Source organism: Streptomyces sp. CB02923 (assembly GCF_001905005.1).
Classification (GTDB): Bacteria; Actinomycetota; Actinomycetes; order Streptomycetales; family Streptomycetaceae; genus Streptomyces.
Genome location: NZ_LWKZ01000024.1, coordinates 1,131,938 through 1,153,214 on the forward strand (window position 1 = coordinate 1,131,938; position 21,277 = coordinate 1,153,214).

Consider the following 21,277-nt stretch of genomic DNA (forward strand, 5'->3'; position numbering starts at 1 on the left):
ACGGCCGATCGCGACCCATCAGGGCTCCCATATCTGTCACCGGCATCTGTCACCGGCTTCGATTTCCACCCGAATACTCATCGCCGACGCCCGGCCTGCATTCGGGCCGGGCGTCTTTCGGCGGCCGGTGTTCGTCGGCGGATCGGCCCGCCGCACTCAACGAAAGTGGCAGGCAATCAAATCCGTTCGTCGGATGTGGTCGACCTGCTTTCTTTCTACCGTTGAAGACATCAGCACACCGACAGGGAGACCGTCCCATGATTACCCTCAACGGGCTGACCAAGCGATACGGAAGTGTCACCGCGGTCGAAGCCCTGCAGCTGAATATCGAGCCCGGGCGGGTCACCGGATTCCTCGGACCCAACGGCTCCGGCAAGTCCACGACGATGCGGATGATTCTCGGCCTGGACCGCCCGACCGCGGGAAAGGCCCTGGTCAATGGCAAGCCATACGACGAGCTGCGCTGGCCCACGCGGGAGGTAGGCGCACTCCTTGAAGCCAAGGCGCTGCATCCGGGCCGCAGCGCGCGCAAGCATCTGCTGGCGATGGCACGTAGCAACGGCATACCGGGCCGCCGGGTCGACGAGGTGCTGGAGGCGGTGGGTCTTTCCTCCGTCGCCGGGCGCAAGGTGGGGTTGTTCTCCCTCGGCATGGGCCAGCGGCTCGGTATCGCCGGCGCGCTGCTGGGCGACCCCGGTGTGCTGATCTTCGACGAGCCGGTGAACGGCCTCGACCCTGACGGTGTGCGCTGGGTTCGCCGGATCGCCCGCTCGCTGGCCGAGGAGGGCCGGACGGTCTTCATCTCCAGCCACCTCATGAGCGAAATGCAGCAGACAGCCGACCAGCTCGTCATCATCGGCAAGGGAAGACTCATCGCGGACGAGCCGATGGAGCAGCTCATCCGGCGCAGTTCGCTCGGTACGGTCCGGGTGCGGATACCGGAGCGGCACAGCTTGGCGGAGCTGGAGCGGCGGCTCACCACAGCGGACTTCGCCGTGGAGCGCCTGGACGGTGACGTGCTGTCGGTGCGCGGGGCGACTGCCGAGCAGATCGGTGACCTCGCTCACGAAGCCGGAGCGCGCCTGCACGAACTACGCGTTCTAGCGCCTTCGCTGGAGGAGGCGTACATGGAACTGACCGCTTCCAGCGTCGAGTACGGCACACACCAGGGCACACCGCAGACGGGGCAGGACTGACTCATGAGCAACAAGACCGCTCATTCCTTGACCGCACCAGCAACTCCAGCCGACCGGTCATCCGGAGATCCGATACCCTCCCGGGCGGGCGTCACCGGCTGCGGCCGGGGCGGGCTGGTCGGCGCCGTGGCCGCCGAGTGGACCAAACTCTGGACGGTGCGTTCCACGTGGGTCGCCCTCGCCTCGACGGCAGCGTTGATCATCGCGTACACGGTCATCGCGGGCAGCGCCGCCCGGTCGGCGCGCGGCGACGGGGCCGTGGGCGGGCTGCCGACCTCACCACTGGACAACCTCGGTACGGGCGTCGCGTTCATGGGCCAGTTCGGAATCCTCGCGCTGGCCACGATGGTGATCGCGACCGAGTACTCGACAGGCAGCATCCGTTCCACCCTCCTGTGGATACCCGTGCGTTGGCGGATGCTGCTGGCGAAGTGCCTGGTGCTCTTCCCGGTGCTCTTCCTGACGGGTGTGGTCCTCACACCGATAGGACTCGGGACCGCTGTGGCCTCACTCGGTGACGCGGCACAGCCGGTGGCGGCCGGTGACGCAGTGGGCCAGGCATTCGCGGTCGGCGGTTATCTCGGTGCCGTCGGAGTCATCGTCGTCGGCATCGGCGCGGCCGTGCGCAGCGTCGCCGGCACGCTCACCGTGGGATTCCTGCTCATGCTGGTGCTGCCCATGACCATGCAGTCCACATCCGTGGAATTCCTGTCCAAGGCCGCCGACTACCTCCCCGGACCAGCCGGAATGAACCTGATGGGAGTCGCCGAGAACAACGCGTACGGGACAGCCACAGCGATCGGGCTGCTGATGCTGTGGGCCGTAATGGCCAACATAGCCGGGTACTGCGCCCTCCGCCTACGGGATGCCTGAGCGGCCGCGACTGCCACAAGACGAATGCGAAGCGGCCGATGAAGCTCATGGCATAACCAGGAGGTTCTGTGGCAACTGGGCTTGCATACGCGGCGCGCATGGGGGCGGGAGATGAATTCCACGGTTACGACGTCGCGACGGGACCGGCCAGCCTGGCAAGTATTCGATCATGGGAGGGGAAGGGGAGAGGGGGAGGGAGGGGGGCGGGAGGGCGGAATGACGAGAGGCCGTGGTGGCGGAGCGGGGCGGGCGGATCGCGGGAGTTGTGCGGCAAGCTGCCGACCATCGATGGGCGGGGAGTGTCGACCAGCTGGATCCGGCCACTGAGCGGGTTTGCTGGCCGGGGGGGCGGCATTCCGCCTGTTCGCGGAGGCGGAGCGGACCGGCCCGCCGACCCGTCAGGCCGTCAGGCCGTCAGGCCGTCAGGCCGTCAGGCCGTCAGGCCGTCAGGCCGTCAGGCCGTCAGCGGGAGGATGTGGCTGTCTGTCGCGGTGGAGGAGGGGGCCCGAATGGGGTGATGCTCGATTTCCGGGATGTGCTGGGCGGCCGGTCTCCTGGTGGTCGCGTGCCACGAGGCGCTGGCTCGGCGGTAGGGCGTGCGAGACGTGGTGCAGGGAAGGTCGACGTGGGCTGCACCGTCCTTGCCGGCGACCGAAGTTCCGGCTGCGTGTGGCGTTCCGGCGGCTCGGTAGGGTGGCGGCGCGTGGGCGACCGCGCAGTGTGGACTCTTGCCATTGCGGTGGTTACGGGTGGCACACCGCCGTACTCGGGAGCTGGGTGGCTGGCCGGGGCAGTGCGCGGGCCGCGCGGATCCAAGCGGAGACCGTCGCGTGTGCGCAGCGCGCCGCGCGGTTGCGCGAGAGCCGCCGGACCGCGTACCTCGACTTGATCGAGCAGACGCACCGCCTCGGCGAGTTCCACTGGGTGGTCCTGGCCGTCCTGCGCAACAACTCCGGCACCGGTAGCGGTACCGGCAGCAGCGACGGGCACTGACCCGGGCACGGGGGTGGGTCGGACACGGGGAAGGGAGGCGGGCGGGGGGGGGACGGTGGCGGCGACGGCAGCGGCAGCGGCAGCGGCAGCGGGAGCGGGAGCCTGGTGGACGTGCTCAAGGAGTTGTACGTCCGGGAGATTGCCGAGTACGCGGAGATTCGCCGGGGTGGCCGGGGCGTCGGGTTGGAGGGCCGCACGAGGCTGCGGGTGCTGCGCTTGTGCTTCAGCGGACGGCGCATACGTTTTGCCGGTGTATCAAGGTGTAGCAAGGCTGCGATGCAGGGAGAGACCGATTCTCGGGAGGAGTTCAGTGCCGCTTTCTCCGCCTTTTGGATGGCGTTGGAGGACTTCATCGATGCTGCCCGTGCCGTGCATCAGGAGGGCTGGGCAAGTCGAACGGGTCGGGGCGCGGCGGCCGTGTCGGGCGCAGTAGGGTCCTCGTTCATGACCGAACTGGACTTCCTGCAGGACACCCGTGCGTCCTACGACGCCGTGGCCGAAGAGTACGCCACACACGCCAGCGGCGAACTGGCCGCGAAGCCGCTGGACCGGGGGATGCTCGCCGGGTTCGCCGACATGGTGCGGGCCGACGGGGGCGGTCCCGTGGCCGACATCGGGTGCGGCACCGGCCGGGTGACCGCGCATTTGGCCGACCTGGGTCTGTCCGTGTCCGGCATCGACCTGTCGCCGGGGATGCTCGCGGTGGCCCGTCGCCAGCACCCGGATCTGCGCTTCGACGAGGGTTCCATGCTGGCGCTGGACCTGCCCGACGGCAGCCTCGGCGGCATCGTGGCCTGGTATTCGACCATTCACGTTCCCTTGGAGCTGCTGCCGGACGCGTTCGCCGAGTTCCACCGGGTGCTTGCGCCCGGCGGTCACCTGTTGGCCGCGTTCCAGGTGGGCGACGAACCGCTGCGTCTGGAGGAGGCCTACGGTCTGCAGGTGTCACTCGACTTCCACCGGCGGCAGCCGGACCGGATGGCCGCCCTGCTGGAGAAGGCCGGCCTGCCCGTACGTGCCCGCCTGGTACGCGAGCCCGACAGCGGCAGGTTTGCCGAGCGGACGTCGCAGGCCTTCCTCGTGGCCCGCAAACCGGGTCCGGACGCCCCCGCGTAGCGGTAGTCCGGCAGATCAGTCCAGGACCCCGCCTTACGCCGTCCCCTCCGCCCGTTCCTGCGCCCGTTCCTGCGCCCGGGAAGCCGTAGGCCGCTCCGCCGGTGCCGACGCCTCGACGAGCGCCGCCGTGAAGGGGTGGCCGGGCGCGGTGAGGATGCGGTTGGCAGGGCCCTGTTCAACGATGTCGCCCGCGTCCAGGACCAGGATCCGGTCGGCTCGGGCGACTGATTTCAGGTCGTGGGTGATCCACACCAACGCCAGATCCGGCTGTTCGCACAGCAGCCGGTCGAGGACGGCGAGGATGCTGCGCCGGGTCACCGTGTCCAGGCCCGAGGTGACCTCGTCACAGATCAGGACGCGGGGGTGGGCGAGGAGAGCGCGGGCGAGCGCCGCGCGCTGGAGTTCGCCCCCGGACAGGCGACCGGGGCGGCTGTGGATGTGCTGTTCGTCGAGCCCGACCTCGGCGAGCAGCGCCTCCGCCTCCCGTGTTGCGTCCGCGGGGGTGGCCCCGCGCAGGCGGACCGCCGTTCGTGCGATCTGTGCCAGCACCGTGCGGTGTTCGTCGAAGGATGCTTGGGCGTCCTGGAACACGTACTGGATCGCCGCCAGTTGTGCGGGAGTTCGGTCGCGCAGGCTGCGTGGCAGCGGCACGCCGTCGAGATGGACCTCGCCGTCGTACGTACGGTGCAGCCCGGCCAGGCACCGGCCGAGTGTGGTCTTGCCGCTGCCGGAACGTCCGACGACCGCGACGCGCTGCCCAGGTTGAATCGAGAGGGAGACATCACGCAGTACATCCAGGACATCGGAGGAGCGGGAGCGGGAACGGGAACGGTATGGGGGCCGTCCGCCGCCATGTCGGGCGGTCAAGTCCCGCACATCCAGGAGGGGGCCGGGCACCTCAAGGAGCGGGCTGGGCACCTCCGGAACGGGGCCGGGCACCTCCGGAACGGGATCGGGCGCCTCCAGAACGGGATCGGGTGCCCCCGGAACGGGCGTAGGAACGGAACCACGCAAAGCGTCGCTCCCCATCCCGTCACCACCCCCCTCCCCCACCCCGAACAACTCGCGCGTCCACGCATGGTGTCCCCTCGCCACCACCCGCTCCGCAGGCCCCGCCTCGACCACTCGGCCGTGCTTCAGAACCACCACCTCGTCGGCCAGTTCGCGCACCACGTCCAGGTCGTGGCTCAGCAGGAGGACGCCGATGCCTTGCCGGACGATCGACGCCAGTTCCTTGACGATGCGGCGCTTGGTCAGGGCGTCCTGTCCGGTGGTCGGCTCGTCGGCGACCACGACGCGGGCGCCCAGCAGCAGGGCCTGGGCGAGCACGACGCGCTGCTGCTGGCCGCCTGACAGCTGGTGCGGGTAGCGGCGCAGCAGTTCTGTCGGATCGGTGAGTTGGGCGCGGGCGAGCGCTTCGTTGATGCGGGATTCGGCGGCCTTGGCGCGTTCGCGGCGTGGCAGGTGGCGTACCTGGTTCCGGGCGATGTCGGCCAGCAGGGCGCCGGCCCGGCGGGCGGGGTTGAGGACCGCCGCCGGGTGCTGCGGTACGTGGCCGACCAGGCCGTCCGTGACGGTGACCGTGCCGGAGACCTGTGCGCCCGGCGGGTACGCGCCGAGCAGGGCCAGGCCCGTCGTGGTCTTGCCGCTGCCGGAGGCGCCGACCAGGGCGGTGACCGTGCCCGTACCGATCCGCAGGCTCACTCCGTCGACGACGGCTCGGCCGCCGACCTTCACCCGCAGGTCTTCGACCTCTGCGACGACGTTCGCTGCCGTGCTCACCGGCGGCCCTCCTCGGTGTCTTGGGGAAGGTGATCAGGTTGGGGACTGCGATCAGGTGGGCGGAGGTGATCAAGTTCGGGGAGACGATCAGGTTCGGGGAGACGATCAGGCCCGGGGAGGTCGGCAGACGCTGCGGCAGGGCCGACCGGCGCTGCGCACGCGGTTTCGAGCCCCCCAGGCCCCACAGGCCCCACAGGCCCCACACTCACCCCAGCCTCTCGCCCCCGCCTTCCCCCTCGTCCTCGTCCTCGTCCTCGGCCTCGCCTTCCCTCTCCCCCGCCCCCACCCAGCACCGAATCGGCCACCAGGTTTCCCCCCATCGACAGCGCCACGATCAGCAGCGCCGGTACCACCACGGCCCACGGCTGTACGAACAGCCCGGTCCGGTTGCGGTCGACCATGACCGCCCAGTCCGCCGCGTCCGGTTCCACGCCCACCCCCAGGAACGCGGCGGTGGCGACGAGGTAGAGCACTCCGGTCAGCCGGACCCCCGCGTCGGCGGCGAAGGTGCGCAGCGCCGACCGGCCGACGTAGCCGATCGCCGTACGCCACCAGCTCTCGCCCTGCATCCGCAGCGCCTCGACGGCGGGGCGGGCGGCCGCCTCCGACGCGGCGGCGCGCACGATCCGGGCCGCGTCCGGGATGTTGACGAGCGCCACCAGCAGCGCGAGCCCCATGGTGCCCGGTGTGAAGACGGCGGCGACCAGCAGGATCAGCAGCAGCGACGGCACCGCGAGCAGTACGTCCAGTGGGCGCATCAGCAGTTCTTCGAGCCAGGTGCGGTGGGTGAGGGCGGCGGCCAGGCCCAGCGGGACTGCGATGGCGTAGGCGAGGGCGGTGGCGGCCAGGGCGACGAGTACGACCGACTGTCCGCCGAGCAGGATCTGCCGCCATACGTCGCGGCCGACGAAGTCAGTGCCGAGCCAGTGGCCGCCGCCGAGGGTGAAGGAGGCGGTGCGCGGCCCGGGTTCGCCCGCGAGGAGGGGTCCGAGGAGAGCGAGCAGGAGGGGCACCCCGGCGATCAACAGCCCGGCGCGCCCCGGCCACCGCGCCCTTCCTCTCACCGGGCGCACCGTTCCACTCACCGACCGCACCCTGCCACCCACCGACCGCACCCTTCCCCTCACCAACCGCACCCTTCCGCCCACCAACCGCACCCTTCCGCCCACCAACCGCACCCTTCCCCTCACCACCCGCACCCTTCCACCCACCAACCGCATGATCTTCGCCATCAGGCCGCCACCCCCGCCCGTGGCGCGAGCCGGCGGGCGACGAGGTCGGCGCCGAGGTTGAGGACGACCGCGATGACGCCGAAGACGACGGCCAGTGCCTGCACCACCGGGACGTCGCGTTCGGCGACCGCGTTCATCAGGACGGTTCCCAGGCCCGGGATGACGAACAGCGCCTCGACGACGATCACTCCGCACAGCAGCCAGTCGACGGTACGGGCGAGTTGCTGGGCGGCGGGCGCGAGGGCGTTCGGCAGAGCATGCGCGTACCGGACGCGCGCGGCGGACAGGCCGTAGCGGGCCGCCTGCCGGGCGTACGGGGAACGCAGCGCGTCGATCATCCCGGCCCGCACCAGGCGGCTGATCGAGCACACCGGTCGGGAGAGCAGCACGAGGACGGGCAGGACCAGGACGGCCGGCTGGGCGAGCAGGTCACCGCCGTAGCCGACGGCGGTCGGCGGCAGCCAGCCCAGCCGGAGCGCGAAGAGCGTCACCAGCAGCACGCCGAGCGCGAACTCCGGTACGGCGTACACCGCCAGGGTCGCGGAGCTGACGAGCCGGTCCGTGAGGGAGCCCTCCCGGCGGGCGGCCAGGACGCCCAGCCCGACCCCGGCCGGTACCAGCAGCACCACGGTGACGGCGGCGAGCAGCAGGGTGGGTCCGAAGCCGTCGGCCAGGTAGGACGCGACCGGGCGGCCGGAGGCCAGTGAGGTCCCGAGGTTGCCGTGCAGCAGCCCGAGCACCCAGTCGGCGAACCGTTCGGCGGCCGGGCGGTCCAGCCCCATCTCGGTACGGATGGCCGCGATGCGGGCCGGGTCGGGCTGGTCGCCCGCCAGCGCGACGGCGGCGTCCCCGGGCAGCGCCTCGGTGAGCGCGAAGACCAGCAGCACGACGGCGGCGGTCTGGGCGACACCGAGCAGCAGCCGTCGCGCGAGCCAGGAGCGGAGCACGGCCGGTACGGCGCGGCCGGCGAGCGGCCGGGGCGGCGCGGTGCGTGCGCTCACGCCAGCCACACCTTGTCGAAGCGGGCCCAGTCCAGGGTGTTGGCGGGGGCGTCGTGCGCCACTCCGTGCACACGGCGGGAGGTGCCGACGATCCAGTCCGCGAAGCCCCACACCAGGAAGCCGCCTTCGGCGTACAGGCGGCGCTGCATCCGCCCGTACACCGCCGCCCGCTCCTTCTTGTCCTTGGTGGACTGGGCCTGCTGGTACAGGGCGTCGAAGTCCTTGTGGTGCCACTTGGTGGCGTTGGTCGTCGAGCCGGTCAGCAGGCGCTGCGAGAGGTGCGACTCGATGGGCATGGCGCCGGAGCGGTAGCAGCACAGGGTGCCGGAGTCGAGGATGTCGCTCCAGTAGCTGTCCTTGCTGCCGGACTTCACCTGGAGGGTCACGCCCGCCTTGGCGGCCTGGTCGCGGAAGATGCCGGCCGCCTCGGTGAACCCGGCGGCGACGGGCGAGGTGTCCAGGGTGATCCGCAGGTCCTGGGCACCGGCCTGCCGGAGGAGGTGGCGGGCCCGGTCGAGGTCCTGGTGGCGCTGTGGCAGGTCGTCGGCGTAGTACTCGTATCCCTTCCCGAACAGGTCGTTGCCGATCTCGCCCGCTCCGGAGAGCGCGCCGTCGACGAGTTCCTTGCGGTCGGCGATGAGGAAGAACGCCTCACGGACCCGCTTGTCGTCGAAGGGGGCGCGGTCGGTCTTCATCGCGAAGGACTGCATGGCGCTGTTGCGCAGCCGTACGATCTCGATCTGGCCCTTGCCCTCGTGGGCGCGCGCGGTGGTGGGGGTGAGTTCGTGGGCGTACTCGACCTGGCCGCCGAGCAGGGCGTTGATACGTGCGGATTCCTCGTTGGCGACGACGAATTCCAGCTCGTCGAGGTGGGGTGCGCCGTCCCAGTAGGCGTCGTTGCGCTTGACGACGCAGGAGCGGCCCGGCGTGAAGGAGACGAAGCGGAACGGGCCGGAGCCGATGGGCTCGGTGAAGTTCGCGGTGGTCGTGCCGTCGGGGACGATGTACGCGCCGAACGCTGCAAGGATGTTGGGGAATTCGGCGGTGGGCCGCTTGAGCCGGAACTCGACGGTGTCCGGGGAGACCGCACGGCTGGCGGCCAGGTCGATGGGTTCCAGAGACGCCTTGGCCCGGTACGCCTTCTTGGGGTCGGCTATGCGGCGGAAGCTGTAGAGGACGTCGTGGGCGGTGACCGGCTTCCCGTTGTGGAACGACGCCTTGCGCAGGGTGATCCGCCAGCGGTCGAGGGTGTCGTTGGGCTCCCACTTGGCGGCCAGGCGGGGGCGGGCGGCCATGTCGGTGCCGCAGTCGGCCAGCTTGTCGTAGAGGGCCTTGGCGCGGGCGGCGTCGGCGAAGAGGTTGCCCAGGTGCGGGTCGAGGGTCTCGGAGGCGCCGCCTCCGGCGAAGGCGGCGCGCAGCCGGCCGCCGCGCCGGGGCGTGCCGCCGCCGGTGCCGGGCGTTCCGGGCCCGGCACCGCAGCCGGCCAGGACGAGGCCGGCGGCGGCCGTGGCGCCCGCGGCCGCGGCGACGAACCCGCGCCGTCGCAGGCCGGGGACGTCGCCGGCTTCCCGGCCGGAGGAAGGGAGTTCGCTCATGGTGGGTCTCGCCTTGGGGTGAGTGGATGGGCAAAGGGAGAAGGGGGCAGGCGGGCGGGGACGCAGAAAACGGGGGCGCATGGGATGCGCTCAACCACCGCTCAGCCGAGCCACAAGATGCAGCCGATCCCCGTCAGCGGCAGAACCACCACGCCCGGAAGACGGACTGCCAGCAGAAGACGGACCGTCAGCGGAAGGCGGCCTGCCAGCAGGACACGGACCGTCAGGCTCGGAAGGCGAACCGTCAGCCCCGGGAGGCAGACCGCCAGCGCAAGGCGAACCGTCAACAGCCGGTGAAAAACCAGCCCGCCAAGGCGGCTCCGTACGGGGCCCCGGCCCGTCATGCAGTTCCAGCACCGTGAAGCCGTGCGCGGCGAGCGCGTACCGCAGTTCCTGGGGGAAGAGCAGCCGCCAAGCGGAGTGCTGTTCGACCGGCGGCGCGCCGTCCTCCCGGCTCCACACGCGTCGTCGGCGCAGCAGCTGGGCCGACCGGTCCACGGTGAGCGTCGTGACGGACCGGTACACGGTGCCTTCCCAGGCGAAGCCCCGGACGGCCGGTGCGTCGAGCAGTTCCGTACGGCCGAGGAAGAACGCGCCGTTGCGCATCTCGGCGACCAGCAGCCCGCCGGGCGCCAGGGCGCGGCGGCAGGAGTCCAGGAAGCCGTCCAGTTCGGCGTTGGTGTGGCAGTACAGGAGCGCGCTGTCCAGGCAGACGACGGCGTCGAACGGCTGCGGCCCGAGGTCTCTGAGGTGGAACCGGCGCAGGTCGGCGCGTTCGTAGCGGGGCCCGGGGTGGTGGGTACGGGCGTACGCCAGCATCGCGTCTGACAGGTCGGCGCCGACGACCGTACGGCCGGCGGTGTGCAGGTGGGCGGCGTCCCGCCCGGTGCCGCAGCCGACGTCGAGGACGCGTGGGCCCGCGCCGTGAGCGCGCAGCGCGTCCTCGGCCCATCGGGCGGCGAGCCGCTCCGGATCGGGGAACCGCGCTTCGTACAGGGCGGGATTGTCGGTCAGCAGGTTGCCCTCCGCTTCCGGAAGGGCTGCCGAAGTCTCACTCACGCCGTCACCGCCACGATGGCCCGTACGGGCAGGGCCCGCAGCCGGTGCAACCAGCCGACGCCCGCCGCCGACAGGAGGCCGAAGGCGAGGCAGCATGCCCAGGGCAGCCACGCGGCGCCGCCGTGTCCGCCCGCGTCCATGGCCCAGCCCACGACGGTGTTGCCGACGGCGGCGGCGATGCCGGAGACGACGTAGAAGATGCCGAAGTACGTTCCGGTCAGTTCGGCGCGGCCGAACTCCGGTATCAGCTCCATGACGAACGGCTGGGCGATCATGACGCCGACATACAGGAGCAGCGCTCCGGCGAGCACCGGTACGAGCGCGAGCGCCGCCCGGCCCGCGCCGCCGCCCGCCCCGGACATCCCGGCGACGGCCATCGGCGGGACGAACGCCACGCCCATCAGCGCCAGCCCGATGGCGACCCAACGCGCGCGCGTCCCCCGTTCCTTGAGGGAGCGCGTGATGCGCATCTGGAGGGTGAGGTTGGCCAGCGTGCCGACGAGGAAGACGATGCCCGCCGCGCCCTCCCAGCCGGTGGCCCGCCGGGCGCCGTCCGGGAGCAGCAGGTAGAGCTGGTTCTCCATGGTGAACATGCCGACCATGGCGAGGGAGAAGGCCAGGAAGGCCCGGTTGGCGAGGACTTCGCGCCAGTCGCCGAGCACGCTGCCCTTGGCGGCGGGCACCTCGCGGGCGGGCAGTACGACGGCCTGGGCCACGGTGAGCAGCGCGAAGATCGCGGCGGCGGTGAGGGCGGAGGCCCGGAAGTCGACGAGCAGCAGGGCGCTGCCGATCAGCGGCCCGACCAGGGCGCCGGTCGTCGCGAAGATGTTGAACAGGGCGAACGCCTCGGCCTTGCGGCCACCGGCCTCCGCCGCCAGGTAGGCGCGCACGGCCGGGTTGAACAGGGCCCCGGCGAGCCCGCTGAGTATGGAGGCGGCGAGCAGGATCGGCAGTCCGTCGCCGAGCGCGAACAGCGCGAAGCCGACGGTGCGCAGCGCGCAGCCGGCGATGATCACGCCGCGGGCGCCGAGCCGGTCGGCGGCCGAGCCGCCGAGGATGAACAGGCCCTGCTGGCTGAGGTTGCGTACGCCCAGCACGATGCCGACCACGGCCGCCGACATGCCCAGGTCCTCGCCGAGGTGTGTGGCGAGGTACGGGATGAGGAGGTAGAAGCCGATGTTCACGCCGAGCTGGTTGACCAGCAGGAGCCGGATGGCGAGCGGGAAGGCCCGCATCTCACTCCACGTCTTCACGGTGGTGCCTTTCCTTCTGTACTGCGGGCTGTACTGCGGGCTGTGCTGCGCGCTCCGCTTCGAGCTGTACTGCGGGCTGCACTGCCGGCTGAGCTGCGCGCTCCGGGGTGAACGCCGCCTGTCCCGTCTGCGGCGTACGTGCCGCACTCCACCTGTCCGGAGCGGGCCCGGCCGTTCCCGCGCGCGGCGGCACCGGCCGTACCCCCAGCCCGGCGCCCGTCCCGGCCCGTACGGTCCCGTCGGCGCCGCCGATACCGGTCCACGGGTCGTGCGCCAGCAGCAGGTGCCCGTCGAGGTCGACCCAGCGGGCCCGGTCTGCGAGGTGGACGGCGGGGGCGATGCCGAGGGTGCCTGCGGTGAGGCAGCCGAGCATCAGCCGGGTGCCGGAGCCCGCGATCAGCTCCTCGATGCGCAGCGCCGCGTGCACGCCGCCGCATTTGGCGAGCTTGACGTTGACGCCCTGCACCCGTCCGGCCAGGCGCTCGACGTCCGCGAGGCAGACGGCGTCCTCGTCGGCGATGACGGGCAGCGGGGAGCGTTCGGCGAGGCGGGCGAGCGCCTCGGGGTCGCCGGGCGCGGTGGGCTGTTCGACGGCCTCGACGCCGAGTGCGGCGAAGCGCGGCAGGAGCTGCGCGGCGAGCCCCGGCGTCCAGGCGCCGTTGGGGTCGAGCAGCAGCGCCGCCGAGGGGGCGGCCTCCCGTACGGCGCGTACGCGGGCGAGGTCGTCCGTGGGGTCCGCCGTACCGGCCTTGATCTTGATGACGCCGAAGCCGCTCCCGGCCAGGCAGCGGGCCTGCGTACGGGCCCGTTCGGCGGACACGATGCCGATGGTGCGGGCGGTGGCGGCGACGGGCCGTACCGCGGTGCCGAGCAGTTGGTGCACCGGCCTACCGGCCCGCTTGCCCACCAGGTCCAGCAGCGCCGACTCGACGGCGGCGGTGACGGCGGGCGGGGTGCCCGGCGCGGGCAGTTCGCCGTCCCGCAGCGCGTCGAGGGCGCTCTCCGGGCCGGCGAAGCGGCCGAGTTCCGCACCGGCGCCGGCCAGCAGCCCGCGCAGGGTGTCGGTGTCGAGGCCGTAGTACACGCTGGTGACGGCCTCGCCGTGGCCGCGCAGCCCGCGGTGTTCCACGGTGATCCAGATGGCGTTCCGCTCGGTCATCACCGACCGGGATATGCGCAGGGGCTCGGCGAGCCGAAGGCGTACGACGCGCAGGGAAACGTTCACGCGGCGCCCTCCCGCCCGGCCTGCGCGACCGGCACGCCCGGCACTGCCGCCCCTGCTTCCCCTACTGCCCCTACTGCCGCGGCCTTCGGGTCGACGACGGTCGTGCAGCGCGCCCAGCCGGTCACCTCGGCCGCCGCGGGGTGCGGAATCTCGACCGGGCGGGTGGCGACGGCCTGCCCGTCCAGGCCGTGGGCGGCGGCGAAGTCGTCGCTGTAGACGGTGCCGAGGTAGCGGTGCAGACCGTCGGGGAACACGGTGGCGACGACGGCGCCGGGGTGCACGCGGGCCGCCCAGGCAGAGACCAGGGCGACGGCGCCGGTGCTCCAGCCGCCGCTGACGAAGCTGCCGCGAGCCAGCCGCCGGCAGGCGTCGGCTGCTTCGGCGGGCCCCACCCAGTGCACCTCGTCGAAGGCCCCGTAGGCGACGTTGCGGGGGTGGATGCTGCTGCCGAGGCCGCGCATCAGGCGGGTCCTGGCGGGCTGCCCGAAGATGGTGGAGCCGGTGGCGTCCACGCCGACCAGGCGCAGCGCGGGCCAGTGGCGGCGCAGCGGGCCGATGATTCCGGCGCTGTGGCCGCCGGTGCCGACGCTGCACACCAGGACGTCGAGGTGGTCCAGGTCGGCGGCGATCTCGGCGGCGAGCGAGGCGTAACCCGCCGCGTTGTCGGGGTTGTTGTACTGGTCGGGCCAGTACGCGTGCGGCAGCAGGGCGCGGAGTTCGCGCAGCCGGGCGAGCCGGGCGGCCTGCCAGCCGCCTTCCGGCGCGGGCCGGTCGACGATCTCCAGCCGGGCGCCGTACGCCCGCAGCATCTGCCGCATGGACGGTTCCAGTTCGCTGTCGCATACCAGGATCACGTCGTGGCCGAGCGCCTGTCCGGCGAAGGCCAGGCCGACGCCGAGGGTGCCGGAGGTGGACTCCACGACCGGTGCGCCGGGTCGCAGTTCGCCCCGTTCGCGGGCGCCGAGCAGCATGGACACGGCGGCGCGTGCCTTCATGCCGCCCGCGCCGAGCCCTTCCAGCTTGGCCCGGAATCCGGGGTGCGGGCACGGCAGATCGGCGGTGATCCGGGCCAGCGGCGTACGGCCCACGAGGGCGAGGAGTTCCCGGTTGGCGGCGGGCGCGCCCAGGACGGCGGCGGTCATCGGGTGCCTCCCTGCCCCAGCAGGGCGTAGTCGTCGCCGGTGTAGCGGTGGACGGCACCGGACCCGCCGTCGAGCCAGAAGAACGGATACGGCTCGGCGCACACGGCGCTCACCCCCGCGCCCAGCAGCCGCGGCAGCACGGCGCTGCCGGTCTGGGCGAACATCACCAGGGGCTTGCCGTGCCGCGCGCAGTGGGCGCGCAGCGGCTCGAAGGTCCCGTTGCCGAGGGTCATGCCGGACGCGAGCACCGCGTCGCAGCCGTCCAGTTCGGCGAGCGCGTCGGTGCGTACCGGTTCGCCCCACTCGGTACGGCCGCCCTTGAGGTCGCACGGTACGCAGACCAGGCCGCGGGCGCGCAGCGCCTCCAGCAGCGAGTTGACGACGCCGACGACCAGGACGGTACGGCCGGGCGCGACGGCCAGCAGCCCGGCGACGCCCCGGGCGCGGGCCCGGGACTTGGCGAGCGAGTCGCCGGCGGGCAGCTCCCACGGCTGCGCGCCGTTCGCGGGGGTGTGCGGCAGGGCGTGCATCAGGTAGGCGTCCAGGGCGGCGATCCGTACCGGCGCCAGCGGGTGGCCCAGCAGCGTGGCGATGTCGGTGCCCACGCAGTCGTCGATCGCGGCGGCGGGCAGCGCGCCGGGTTCCACGGCGCAGGAGCCCACCGCACTGCCCAGCCGCAGGCTGAGCACTTCGTTGCGATAGCCGCCGCTGCGCCCTTCGTGGCGTACGGCCTGACTGGTGGTGAAGGCCACCGCGATCTTCTGCGTACGGGGGTCGGGCCCCAGCTCACCGGCGCGCACGCGGCGTACGAGGTCCGGCAGGCCGGTGGCCGCGGGCCGCACGGTGGTGCCGGCCGCCGCGCCCTGCCCCGGCGGGCTCATCGTTTCTCCACCATGCGGGCTCATCGTTCGTCCACCACCCGCGGACACAGTCCGGCCAGCAGTTCCTCGACGCGGGCGCGGGCGCCCGCCCCTTCGCCGTCACCGGCCATGACATGCCCCAGGTATCCGTTGTTGCTGCCGGTGTCCTTGACGGTCTTGCCGGCCTCGGCCAGCTGCACCTCCAGCACACCGGGCCGCGCGTCGAGCCCGTCGGCGCCGGTCACCTCCTCCAGCACACCGGTGCGTTCGGGTACGAGGAAGCCGATGGCGGCGCTGCGCAGCCCGGTCTCGTGCGGCGCGAGGTCCGGTTCGCGGCCGAGCGCCACTTCGACGAAGGCGGCGGCCAGGTCGATGCCGGTGACGTGGCGGACCAGTTCGGTGATGCGGTTGCCCGCGGGCCGCGGGTTGACCTCGACGACGCGCGGACCGGCCGCGGTGAGCTTGATCTCGGTGTGCGCGACGACCTGGTCGAGGCCGAGCGCCTTGAGCGCGGCGCGCGCGGTGTCCGATGCGGCTCCGGTGTCGGCGGCGGACAGCGCGGCGGGGAACATGTGCCCCGTCTCGACGAACGCCGGAGCGCCGCCCACGCTCTTGTCGGTCACCCCGACCACGTGCACAGCACCGCCGTGCGACACGGTTTCGACGCTGACCTCAGGCCCGTCCAGCAGCTCTTCCAGCAGCACCACCGGGGCTCGGAGCTGACCGCGCGCGTTGACCGGGAACCCGGCGAGCGCGCGGTGGGCACGGGCCAGCTCCGCTTCGTCGTCGACCCGTCGCACGTACATGCCGGCGCACAGGTCCACCGGCTTGAGCACGAGCGGGAAGCCGATTTCCCGTGCGGCCTCGGCGGTCCGGGCCCAGTCGGCGCAGACAGCGAACCTGGGGCCCGGCACACCGGCCGCCTCCAGAGCGCGGCGGGTGGCGTCCTTGCGGCAGGCGGCCTCCACGGCCGTCGGCGCGGGCCCCGGGAGGCCGAGGTGCGCGGCGATGCGTGCCACGGCGGGCAGGTAGTAGTCGCACGAGCTGAGGACGCCGTCGAAGCCGACCGCCGCGTGCAGACGGGCCGCGTACGGCAGCAGCGCCTCGGTGTCGTTGGTGTCGGCGGTGATCACGTTACGGGCCGCCAGCAGGGGGTGGGCGGTGCCCTCGGGGGCGGCCCGCAGGTAGTGGTGCAGGTCGCGGGTGAGGAAGGTGAAGTCGTGTCCGGCCTCGCGGAGGGCGCGGGGCAGCAGTCTGCCCATCGACCCTACCCAGCTCTCGACCATCAGCAGATGCGCCACAACTCTCCTTCTGCGCAGACGGTTTCGCTTCCGGGCACGCCGCGGGGAGGCCCCCGGGTGCCGCGGTGCGGTGTTGACCGAACGCGATGCTAACCGTAATGATTTTCATTGTCATCTCATGGGCAGGCCATCTATTCGGCCGCGGCACGTCCGCACGCCCTCCCGCCCCTCGCCCACGCACCCTTTTGTCCGCAGCTGTCCGCACGTTGTCCTCACGAAATGCGAGCCCCATGCCTCCCGCCCTGCGGCGCACCGCCCTGCTCTGCGCGCTCCTCACCGGCGCCGTACCGCTCACCACCGCCACGGCCGCCGAACCCCGCGCCAGGCCCGCCGCCTCACCCCCGCACTTCGGCGCCTGCCCGGCCTCGGTCCCCGCACCACCCGCGCCGGACCGCGTCGAGTGCGCCACGGTGCGCGTGCCGCTGGACCACACCCGCCCCGACGGCGACCACATACCGATAGCCGTCTCCCGCGTCCGCGCCTCGGGGACGCCCGCCGAACGGCGCGGCGCCCTGCTGGTCAACCCCGGTGGTCCGGGCGGCTCGGGCCTCCCGTACGCCGTCACCAAGCGCGCCAAGCTCCCGGCGGCCGTACGCCGCGCCTACGACGTCATCGGCTTCGACCCGCGCGGCACCGGGCACAGCGCGCCCGCCGACTGCGGCCCGATGGGCGGGCTCTTCGACGGCCCGGGAACCGGCTCCGCGCCGCGCGACCCCGTACCGCGCGACCACCCCGGCGAGCGCGCCTACCTCGACTCGCAGCGGCGGCTCGCCGCCGACTGCGCCGCGGGCACCGGCGCCGCCCTCCCCCGCCTCTCCACCAGCGAGACCGCCCGCGACATGGACGACGTACGCGCCGCGCTCGGCGAGCGGCGGATCAGCTATCTCGGCGTCTCGTACGGCACCTACCTGGGCGCGGCCTACGCCGCACGGTTCCCGCACCGCGTGGACAAGCTGGTGCTGGACAGCGTGGTCGGGCCGGAGGACTGGCACGCCTTCGACGTACGGCAGGCCCGCGCCCTGCTGCGCCAGCGGGACGTGCTCTTCGGCTGGCTGGCGCGGCACGGCTCCCGCTTCCGGCTCGGCACCACCGCGCGCGAGGTCCGCGCCGCCTACCAGCGCACGCGCGACGGCCTGACGGCGCACCCCGTGGCCGGTTTCGGCGCGGCGGCCTTCGACCGTACGGTCTACCGCGCCCTGGGCCGTACGGAACGCTGGACTGCCCTGGGCGACGGCCTCCGCGCATACCTGGACACGGGTACGGTCGACCGGCTCCGCCCCGCCGCGCCCTTCGACGGCCCCGCATCACGTACGTACGAGGCCGCCAACCGCGTCGTGAAGTGCGCCGACGGGCCGGGGCCCACGCCGGGCCGGGTCCTCGCCGACATCCGGGGGCTGCGGCGCCAGGACCCTCAGCCCGTACTGGCCGGTCTGGAGGCGGCGGGCTGCGCGTACTGGCACACCCGCCCCGCGCAGCGCACCCGCCTCGGCAGCCCCGCGGCACCCCCGGCGCTGCTGGTGGCCTCCGCGCACGACCCCGTGACGCCGATCGCCGGAGCGCGAGCCCTCGGCCGCGCGCTCCCCGGCTCCCGGCTGGTCACCCTGCACAACGACTACTCGCACGGCGTCTTCGCCAGCCGCGGCAACCACTGCGTGGACTCCACGGTGTCCGCGTACCTCGTCGGCGGCACCGTCCCGGCCCGCAACGTGCACTGCGACGGCCCCGGCCTGCCCGAACCGTCTCCGCAACCGTGAGCCCTTTCTCAACCCACCGCCGAACTCGGCCCGCCACCGAACTCGGCCCATCACCGAACTCGGCCCATCACCGAGAGGCCCCGTCCCGCACCGGCGTGACGGCGGAATTTCCGGGAGGGCCGGAATGCGCGGCGATCCTTCTTCGGCGGGCGAGCGGGGGCGCCCACCATGGAGGTCGACGCGGGCGGCAGCCCGCCCGGCCGCGCAGGCGCAGCCGGTCCGTACCAGCGCAGGAGCCAGCATGATCTTCATCGTCGTCAAGTTCACCGTCCGGCCCGAGCACCAGGACTCGTGGCTGTCGCTGGTGGACGACTTCACGCAGGCGACCCGGCAGGAGCCCGGCAACCTGTTCTTCGAGTGGTCGGTCAGCGTCGACGACCCGCGCCAGTTCGTGCTGGTCGAGGGCTTCGCCGACCGGGAGGTCGGCGACAGGCACGTGAACTCGGAGCACTTCCGGAAGGGGCTGGAATCGATGGCCGGGGCCATCGCCACCACGCCGCAGATCATCAGCGACGAGATCGGCGCCGAGGGCTGGTCCCCCATGGGCGAGCTGTCGCCGCGCGAGGCCTGATCCGCCGCCCGCCCGCAGCGCCCCCGGCGCCGGAAAACCCCACCCCGCCGGCCATGCAGTCCTGGAGGACCGCGTGGCCGGCGGGGTGGGGTTCTTCAGATGACCGGCGGCGGGATCAGAACGGCGTGGCCGGGAGGTACTTCCCGTCCAGGGTGATCACCGCGCGGGAGCCGCCCTCGGGATCGTCGACCTTCTGGATGTCCAGGCGGAAGTTGACGGCGCTGATGATGCCGTCGCCGAACTGCTCGTGGATCAGGGCCTTGAGGGTGGTGCCGTAGACCTGGAGCATCTCGTGGAAGCGGTAGAGCGTCGGGTCGGTGGGAATGCCGTCCGGGATGCTGCCGCGCAGCGGGATCGTCTGCAGCAGCCGCTCGGCCGCTTCGTCCAGGTCCAGGCGCTCGGCCACGGCGCGGGCGGCGTCGGCGGGCAGGGCCTGCTGCCCGAGGAGTGCGGCGGTGACGAACGCGACGGACAGGCCGGTGGCGTCGGCCAGTTCCTGCCAGGAGAGGTCCTTGCGGATCTTGGCTTCGACGACGGCGAGGGCCAGCTCCTGGCGGGCCTGCGGGTCGAGGTGGGCGTGCGGCATGTATGGGTCCTTCCGGATGGGGGCGGGGCTCAGGAGAGCGGGGTGAACGTTCCGCTGCGCGGGTCGAGGACATCCACGCATCCGGTGCGGATGTCGTGGGTCCAGCCGTGCAGCGTCACCGTGTCCCGCGCGACGGCGCGGGCCACGGACGGGTGGGTGGCGAGATGAGCGAGCTGGGCGGTGACGTTGTCGTGGACGAGCGCCGTGACGGCCGCGTCGATCCCGCCGCCGCTCGCCGCAGTACGGGGGCCGGCCGGCCCGGCCGTGTGCAGCCAGCCGTCGAGGGCGGGCAGTCCGGTCAGGTCCTCGCCGGTGGCCAGGGCCGTCATCGCGCCGCATCCGGAGTGGCCGCACACGATCACGTCACGGACGCCGAGCACGGCGAGCGCGTACTCGATGCTGGACGACACCGCGTCGGGCTCCGGCCCGTACACCGGGACGAGGTTCCCGGCCGTACGGATCACGAACAGCTCGCCGGGCTCGGACTGGGTGAGCAGCTCCGGCACGACCCTGGCGTCGGAGCAGCCGATGAACAGCGCCCCCGGCCGGTGGGTGCCGGCGAGCCGCGCGAAGAGAGCCGCACGGGCGGGGTGGACGTCGCGCCGGAAGCGCCGGACGCCGTCGGTGAGATGGGGGTGCACAGCCACTCCTTGCTGAGGTACACCGGCCGTGAAGCCGCTGTAACCACCATGCGTGACCTGCCGCTATAGCGTCCAAGACGTACACCTCATGACAGCTATCGATGCGGCCTATAACCGCTTACAGTGGCCGGTATGGCCCCGGAACTGCGCCACCTCCGTTATCTGCTCGCGGTGGCCGAGCACGCCAATTTCACCCGTGCGGCCGAAGCTCTGCACGTCTCACAGCCCACGCTCTCCCAACAGATCAGACAGCTGGAACGCACCCTGAAGGTACAACTGCTCGACCGTACGGGCCGCACGGTTCGCCTGACCGACGCCGGCCAGGCGTACGCCCACTACGCCCGCAGCGCGCTCCGGGACCTGGAGGCGGCCGAGCGTGCCGTGCTGGACGTACGGGACCTGTCGCGCGGGGCGCTGCGCCTGGCCACGACGCCGACCTTCACCGCGTACCTCGTCGGCCCGCTGGCCGGGGAATTCCACACCCGGCACCCCGGCATCTCGCTGACCCTGCGCGAGATGTCGCAGGAGGTCATGGAGTCGGCGCTGCTGGCCGACGAGCTGGACCTCGGCATCGCCTTCAGCCGTCCGCACCTGCCGGGCATCACCGGTACGGCGCTGTTCACCGAGGCCCTCAGCCTGGTCGTCGGCCCCGCCCACCCGTACGCCGGACGTACGGCGCCCCTGCCGGTCCGTTCGCTGCGCGACCATCAACTGGCGCTGCTCAGTGCGGACTTCGCGACCCGGCTGCACATCGACTCGCACTTCGGTGAGTACGGTGTACGGCCGCACATCGCGGTGGAGGCCAACTCCATCACCACCCTCACCGAACTGGTCCGCCGCACTTCCCTGGCCACCGTCCTGCCCGACGCCATCACCCGCGAGCAGCCCGGCCTCCACCCCATCGCCCTCTCCCCCGCACTCCCCGCCCGTACGGTGACGCTCCTGTGCCGCGAAACCGCCTACCGCAGTGCCGCGTCCGGCGCTTTCGCAGGGCTCGCCCGGGAGTGGGGGCGGGAGCACGGAGAGGAATCGGGGCGGGGCTGAGCGGTTTTCTCGGCCGGTGCGCGCCGGCGCCTCCGGGAACTGCCGTGAAACGC

General features: G+C 72.5%; 18 protein-coding genes and 1 pseudogene. 7 read left to right on the plus strand and 12 right to left on the minus strand.

Translation table 11 applies throughout. The annotated features are described in order from the left end of the window. The first annotated feature begins 257 nt into the window (after positions 1-257). The 4 genes from A6A06_RS28090 (at position 258) to A6A06_RS28105 (ending at position 4,178) form a co-directional block, all read left to right on the plus strand. The gene (locus A6A06_RS28090) at positions 258-1,196 is read left to right on the plus strand and encodes an ABC transporter ATP-binding protein (protein WP_073764434.1); all 939 of its coding nucleotides are present in this window, start codon (positions 258-260) and stop codon (positions 1,194-1,196) included. 3 nt (positions 1,197-1,199) lie between these two features. Further along, positions 1,200-2,069 carry an ABC transporter permease gene (locus A6A06_RS28095; RefSeq protein WP_199931200.1) on the plus strand — a complete coding sequence of 290 codons (870 nt, stop codon included), beginning with the start codon at positions 1,200-1,202 and terminating at the stop codon, positions 2,067-2,069. A gap of 777 nt (positions 2,070-2,846) precedes the next feature. After that, a complete protein-coding gene (locus tag A6A06_RS28100; protein ID WP_443333789.1) occupies positions 2,847-3,062 on the plus strand; it encodes a hypothetical protein in 216 nt (71 codons plus the stop codon). Positions 3,063-3,506: 444 nt separating this feature from the next. Then, positions 3,507-4,178 (plus strand): class I SAM-dependent DNA methyltransferase, encoded by a 672-nt coding sequence (locus A6A06_RS28105; RefSeq protein ID WP_073764436.1) that lies wholly within the window; start codon positions 3,507-3,509, stop codon positions 4,176-4,178. Positions 4,179-4,211: 33 nt separating this feature from the next. On the opposite strand, the gene A6A06_RS28110 is transcribed toward A6A06_RS28105, so the two are convergent. The 10 genes and pseudogenes from A6A06_RS28110 to A6A06_RS28155 all read right to left on the minus strand — a co-directional run bounded on the left by A6A06_RS28110 (position 4,212) and on the right by A6A06_RS28155 (position 16,628). After that, the gene (locus tag A6A06_RS28110; RefSeq protein WP_073764438.1) at positions 4,212-5,960 is read right to left on the minus strand and encodes an ABC transporter ATP-binding protein; all 1,749 of its coding nucleotides are present in this window, start codon (positions 5,958-5,960) and stop codon (positions 4,212-4,214) included. A 248-nt stretch (positions 5,961-6,208) separates the two neighbouring features. Further along, positions 6,209-7,033, minus strand: a pseudogene (locus A6A06_RS28115) (ABC transporter permease); the annotation flags it as partial. 158 nt (positions 7,034-7,191) lie between these two features. Next, positions 7,192-8,193: an ABC transporter permease gene (locus A6A06_RS28120; RefSeq protein WP_073764440.1), complete on the minus strand. Its 1,002-nt coding sequence runs from the start codon at positions 8,191-8,193 to the stop codon at positions 7,192-7,194. Next, positions 8,190-9,788 (minus strand): ABC transporter substrate-binding protein, encoded by a 1,599-nt coding sequence (locus A6A06_RS28125; RefSeq protein ID WP_073764442.1) that lies wholly within the window; start codon positions 9,786-9,788, stop codon positions 8,190-8,192. Before A6A06_RS28125 ends, A6A06_RS28120 begins: the two co-directional genes overlap by 4 nt. Positions 9,789-9,878: 90 nt before the next feature. Continuing rightward, positions 9,879-10,847 carry a class I SAM-dependent DNA methyltransferase gene (locus A6A06_RS28130; RefSeq protein ID WP_242440975.1) on the minus strand — a complete coding sequence of 323 codons (969 nt, stop codon included), beginning with the start codon at positions 10,845-10,847 and terminating at the stop codon, positions 9,879-9,881. Beyond that, positions 10,844-12,100 carry an MFS transporter gene (locus tag A6A06_RS28135; RefSeq protein ID WP_073764445.1) on the minus strand — a complete coding sequence of 419 codons (1,257 nt, stop codon included), beginning with the start codon at positions 12,098-12,100 and terminating at the stop codon, positions 10,844-10,846. Before A6A06_RS28135 ends, A6A06_RS28130 begins: the two co-directional genes overlap by 4 nt. Continuing rightward, complete coding sequence (locus A6A06_RS28140; RefSeq protein WP_079194386.1) at positions 12,084-13,325, minus strand: dipeptide epimerase; 1,242 nt, start codon at positions 13,323-13,325, stop codon at positions 12,084-12,086. The genes A6A06_RS28135 and A6A06_RS28140 overlap by 17 nt, the downstream gene beginning before the upstream one ends. Continuing rightward, positions 13,322-14,467, minus strand: a complete 1,146-nt coding sequence (locus A6A06_RS28145; RefSeq protein ID WP_079194387.1) for a PLP-dependent cysteine synthase family protein — start codon at positions 14,465-14,467, stop codon at positions 13,322-13,324. The genes A6A06_RS28140 and A6A06_RS28145 overlap by 4 nt, the downstream gene beginning before the upstream one ends. Continuing rightward, entirely contained in the window at positions 14,464-15,348 is an 885-nt protein-coding gene (locus A6A06_RS28150; RefSeq protein WP_199931201.1) for a Rossmann-like domain-containing protein, read from the minus strand. Before A6A06_RS28150 ends, A6A06_RS28145 begins: the two co-directional genes overlap by 4 nt. A gap of 20 nt (positions 15,349-15,368) precedes the next feature. Continuing rightward, on the minus strand, positions 15,369-16,628 hold the full coding sequence (locus A6A06_RS28155; protein WP_199931202.1) for an ATP-grasp domain-containing protein: 1,260 nt from the start codon (positions 16,626-16,628) through the stop codon (positions 15,369-15,371). A 230-nt stretch (positions 16,629-16,858) separates the two neighbouring features. On the opposite strand from A6A06_RS28155, the gene A6A06_RS28160 reads away from it, so the two are divergent. Both A6A06_RS28160 and A6A06_RS28165 read left to right on the plus strand, forming a co-directional pair. Beyond that, positions 16,859-18,382, plus strand: coding sequence for an alpha/beta hydrolase (locus A6A06_RS28160; RefSeq protein ID WP_079194388.1), 1,524 nt, complete (start codon positions 16,859-16,861; stop codon positions 18,380-18,382). 241 nt (positions 18,383-18,623) lie between these two features. Next, on the plus strand, positions 18,624-18,953 hold the full coding sequence (locus tag A6A06_RS28165; RefSeq protein WP_073764447.1) for a putative quinol monooxygenase: 330 nt from the start codon (positions 18,624-18,626) through the stop codon (positions 18,951-18,953). Positions 18,954-19,068: 115 nt separating this feature from the next. On the opposite strand, the gene cynS is transcribed toward A6A06_RS28165, so the two are convergent. Continuing rightward, on the minus strand, positions 19,069-19,539 hold the full coding sequence (cynS, locus tag A6A06_RS28170; protein ID WP_073764449.1) for a cyanase: 471 nt from the start codon (positions 19,537-19,539) through the stop codon (positions 19,069-19,071). Between the two features lie 29 nt (positions 19,540-19,568). After that, positions 19,569-20,180 carry a carbonic anhydrase gene (locus tag A6A06_RS28175; RefSeq protein WP_073764451.1) on the minus strand — a complete coding sequence of 204 codons (612 nt, stop codon included), beginning with the start codon at positions 20,178-20,180 and terminating at the stop codon, positions 19,569-19,571. A 132-nt stretch (positions 20,181-20,312) separates the two neighbouring features. On the opposite strand from A6A06_RS28175, the gene cynR reads away from it, so the two are divergent. Further along, the gene (gene cynR, locus A6A06_RS28180; protein WP_073764453.1) at positions 20,313-21,224 is read left to right on the plus strand and encodes a transcriptional regulator CynR; all 912 of its coding nucleotides are present in this window, start codon (positions 20,313-20,315) and stop codon (positions 21,222-21,224) included. Positions 21,225-21,277: the final 53 nt, after the last annotated feature.

Excerpts from the sequence above, each read along its gene's own strand:
- A6A06_RS28160 (WP_079194388.1), top strand. The coding sequence starts at position 16,859 with ATGCCTCCCGCCCTGCGGCGCACCGCCCTGCTCTGCGCGCTCCTCACC.
- cynS (WP_073764449.1), bottom strand. The coding sequence starts at position 19,539 with ATGCCGCACGCCCACCTCGACCCGCAGGCCCGCCAGGAGCTGGCCCTC.
- A6A06_RS28090 (WP_073764434.1), top strand. The coding sequence starts at position 258 with ATGATTACCCTCAACGGGCTGACCAAGCGATACGGAAGTGTCACCGCG.
- A6A06_RS28095 (WP_199931200.1), top strand. The coding sequence starts at position 1,200 with ATGAGCAACAAGACCGCTCATTCCTTGACCGCACCAGCAACTCCAGCC.
- A6A06_RS28105 (WP_073764436.1), top strand. The coding sequence starts at position 3,507 with ATGACCGAACTGGACTTCCTGCAGGACACCCGTGCGTCCTACGACGCC.
- A6A06_RS28150 (WP_199931201.1), bottom strand. The coding sequence starts at position 15,348 with ATGAGCCCGCCGGGGCAGGGCGCGGCGGCCGGCACCACCGTGCGGCCC.
- A6A06_RS28145 (WP_079194387.1), bottom strand. The coding sequence starts at position 14,467 with ATGACCGCCGCCGTCCTGGGCGCGCCCGCCGCCAACCGGGAACTCCTC.
- A6A06_RS28125 (WP_073764442.1), bottom strand. The coding sequence starts at position 9,788 with ATGAGCGAACTCCCTTCCTCCGGCCGGGAAGCCGGCGACGTCCCCGGC.
- A6A06_RS28165 (WP_073764447.1), top strand. The coding sequence starts at position 18,624 with ATGATCTTCATCGTCGTCAAGTTCACCGTCCGGCCCGAGCACCAGGAC.
- cynR (WP_073764453.1), top strand. The coding sequence starts at position 20,313 with ATGGCCCCGGAACTGCGCCACCTCCGTTATCTGCTCGCGGTGGCCGAG.